4 protein-coding genes are annotated in these 3268 nt (G+C 47.3%); all 4 read left to right on the top strand.

The annotated features are described in order from the left end of the window. On the top strand, nucleotides 1–449 hold a 449-nt coding region (locus HRU21_12265; GenBank protein NRA43063.1), incomplete at its 5' end, for a precorrin-2 C(20)-methyltransferase. Further along, nucleotides 449–1258, top strand: a complete 810-nt coding sequence (locus HRU21_12260) for a cobalamin biosynthesis protein (GenBank protein ID NRA43062.1) — start codon at nucleotides 449–451, stop codon at nucleotides 1256–1258. The genes HRU21_12265 and HRU21_12260, both read left to right, overlap by 1 nt. Nucleotides 1259–1271: 13 nt before the next feature. Then, nucleotides 1272–2048: a precorrin-3B C(17)-methyltransferase gene (gene cobJ, locus HRU21_12255; protein ID NRA43061.1), complete on the top strand. Its 777-nt coding sequence runs from the start codon at nucleotides 1272–1274 to the stop codon at nucleotides 2046–2048. A 35-nt stretch (nucleotides 2049–2083) separates the two neighbouring features. Then, a complete protein-coding gene (gene cobM / locus HRU21_12250) occupies nucleotides 2084–2896 on the top strand; it encodes a precorrin-4 C(11)-methyltransferase (GenBank protein NRA43060.1) in 813 nt (270 codons plus the stop codon). Nucleotides 2897–3268 lie beyond the last annotated feature (372 nt).

Genomic DNA, 3268 nt, shown 5'->3' with positions numbered 1-3268 from the left:
TTGCAGACGGTAAACAGGTAGTCTTTCTCTGTGAGGGTGACCCATTATTTTTCGGCTCGTTCACGTATTTATTAGATCGATTATCAGAGCGTTTTAACTGCAGTGTTGTGCCTGGTATTTCTTCAGTGCATGCAGCCTCAGCGGCACTGCAGCAGCCCTTAACGCTATTGAAAGAATCTTTGGCTGTGGTCAGCGGTCGTCATTCGCTTGAGCAACTTGAGTCAAGCCTGCGTCAGCATGATTCAGTGGTGATTATGAAAGCCGGTCGATCACGACAAAAAATACTCACCGCGCTTGCACGAAGCGAACGGACTCACGAGGCTAAATATCTGGCCTATATTGGTCGGGATGGTCAGGTGCTTGAAACCAATGTCGATCAACTTGACGGTGAAGCAGGGCCTTATTTCTCCTTGTTTGTGGTGACCCGTAACGAGCGAGATCGAAGCTAATGCGATCTGGCGCTACCCGCATTATTGCCTTAACCGATCTTGGGCTTGCCTTAGCGCAACGCATTCAGCAGCTGATGCCTGAAGCGAGCATTATGTTTAAGCCCAAGCCTTTTCAGGCCGAGGTGCAAGCTGCCTTTGCTGCCGGTGATAGTTTAATTATGATTTGTGCCAGCGGTATTGCGATGCGTACTCTAGCGCCAGTGTTAGCTGATAAGCATCAAGATCCGCCGGTAATATTGCTGGATGAGTTAGGTCAGTTTGTGATTCCGATCCTGTCGGGGCATGAAGGTGGTGCAAATGAATTGGCAAGACAGCTGGCTCAAGGGCTTGATTCGCAGCTGGTGTTAACAACTGCCAACAGCTATGTGAAACCGGTTTACACCTTGGGTTTAGGCTGTGAGCGCGGCTGTCCTGATACGGTGCTGGCTGAGCTTGCTATGCAGGCGCTTGCAAGCGCAGATTTGAGTATCAGCGATATTCACAGTCTCAACAGTATTGATCTTAAAGCGGATGAGCTAGGCATGCTCGCCCTAGCGCAGCATTGGCAGCTGCCTTTTGCAACCTATTCGGTTGACCAGCTTAGTCAGATGGAGCCATGGCTAAGCACACGATCAGACTATGTGTATAAAACTGTAGGGGTGTACGGTGTAGCCGAGTCGGCTGCCTTATTTGCTGCGCAGTCTCAGGCAAATAGTCTGCTGCCGTCAGTGGCGCAGCCGCCGCAATCGGCTGAGTTGATAGTCAAAAAAATTAAAAATCGTCAGGCAACCTGTGCCATAGCACGTGCTTATGGTTTGCCTAACGGCTAAATAGAGTGTTGATATGAAAAAATTATATGTGGTGGGTGCCGGACCAGGTGCGGCAGATTTAGTAACCCCGCGCGCTATCGCAGCGATAGCGGCCAGTTCAGATCTGGTTGCTTACGGTTTATATTTGCAGCTGCTGGGTGAGGTATGTGACGGAAAAACCCATCACGATTTACCGCTGGGCGAGGAGATAGAACGCGCCAAGCTTGCTCTCGATTTGGCAGCCAGCGGCAAGGTTACCGCCTTAGTCTCTAGTGGTGATATCGGTATTTATGCGATGGCCACCTTAGTCTTTGAATTACTGGATCAACAGCTTCAAGGAAAGCACCAATCAGCTGACTGGCTCGAGGTTGATATTGAGGTAGTGCCTGGTGTATCGGCGATGCAGGCTGGTGCTGCCAGTATTGGCGCAATGCTTGGACATGATTTTTGCACTATTTCACTGTCAGATTTATTAACTCCTTGGCAAACCATTGAAAAACGCTTACATGCCTGCGGCCAAGGGGATTTTGTTGTGTCTTTTTATAATCCTCGTTCAAAAAAGCGTGATTGGCAAATTAACACCGCTAGAGATATTTTGCTGCAATACCGGCCTGCCACAACGCCGGTATTGCTGGGGCGTCAGCTTAGCCGTGATGATGAGTCTATCACGATTACTACATTAGCAGAGTTAGACGCTAACGATGTCGATATGTTTACCTTGGTTTCGGTTGGTAATAGCGAGTCGAAACATATTCAGTATGCACAGCAGCAATGGGTATATACGCCACGCGGCTATGCAAAAAAATTATAGCTTAATCGGTTTTTACCCGAAGTAAGAGGAATGCTATGACGGTTTATTTTATTGGTGCTGGGCCAGGTGACCCAGAGTTGATTACAGTGAAGGGGCAGAATTTAATTAATCGCTGCCCCATGATTTTATATGCGGGCTCACTGGTGCCGCGTGAGATTTTCTCGCAAGTTGAGCACAGCGCAGAGCAGATTATCGATACAGCATCCTTAGATCTCGATCAAATCATGCAGCATATTCAAGCCGCCAACGATGCCGGTAAAGATGTCGCTCGCGTGCATTCTGGCGACCCCTCTCTTTATGGCGCTATTGGCGAGCAGATTCGTCGCCTAGATCAGCTTGGCATTGCATTCGAAATTATTCCTGGGGTGACAGCAGCCTGTGCGTCTGCAGCGTGGTTAGGCAAAGAGTTAACCTTATCGGGTGTGTCGCAAACCATTATTTTAACCCGCTATGAGGGTAAGACGCCGTTCCCTGAGCGAGAGCGTTTACCAGCGCTGGCAGCTAGCGGCGCGACTTTAGCCATTCACCTAGGTATTACTCGTATTCACAAGATTGTGGAAGAGCTTATCCCGCACTACGGTGCTGACTGCCCGGTCGCGGTTTGCTATCGCACATCATGGCCTGATCAAGATAAAGTGACGGGCACTTTAGAAAATATTGTTGCCAAAGTGCGCGAGAAAAAATTCACCCGCACCTCATTAATATTGGTAGGGCATGTACTGGCCACCGACGAATTTCGAGACTCTTATCTCTATGATGAAACCAAGGCGCATGTCTATCGGCCTAAGGTGAAAGGCAAAACTGCACGCACGGTTGAATCAAGCTTAGCGCACCCTACTCATAAGTAGTTTACAGCTAGGTAAGCAAATCAGCAGTACATATTAATCACTGTTCGAGGTAAGGCTGTGATTAAGAAACGGAAAGCGCTAACGAAGTTTTTCAATGATTGATAGAAAATTGGAATAATTAAAGCGTTATAAGGAAGAGGCTGAGGGAGATATATGTTGATCAAATATTACTCTGCCCTAAATTGGTCGATTATTAGAATATCAAATCAATCAATGACTCTGACCCTTTGAATAGAGAAGATCTGATGAAAAATATATTAGCGTTATTCTTGGTTATGATTTCGCCTCTAGTAAACAGTAGCGAGTCCGCGTTGCGTTATGAGAAATTTAATTTTAAGCCTAATTACAAAACTAAGTCCGATGACTTGAAGC

This window comes from Pseudomonadales bacterium, from assembly GCA_013215025.1.
Lineage (GTDB): Bacteria > Pseudomonadota > Gammaproteobacteria > Pseudomonadales > DT-91 > DT-91.
This window is presented reverse-complemented; position numbering and strand designations above follow the sequence as displayed.

Excerpts from the sequence above, each read along its gene's own strand:
- cobJ (NRA43061.1), top strand. The coding sequence starts at position 1,272 with ATGAAAAAATTATATGTGGTGGGTGCCGGACCAGGTGCGGCAGATTTA.
- cobM (NRA43060.1), top strand. The coding sequence starts at position 2,084 with ATGACGGTTTATTTTATTGGTGCTGGGCCAGGTGACCCAGAGTTGATT.
- HRU21_12260 (NRA43062.1), top strand. The coding sequence starts at position 449 with ATGCGATCTGGCGCTACCCGCATTATTGCCTTAACCGATCTTGGGCTT.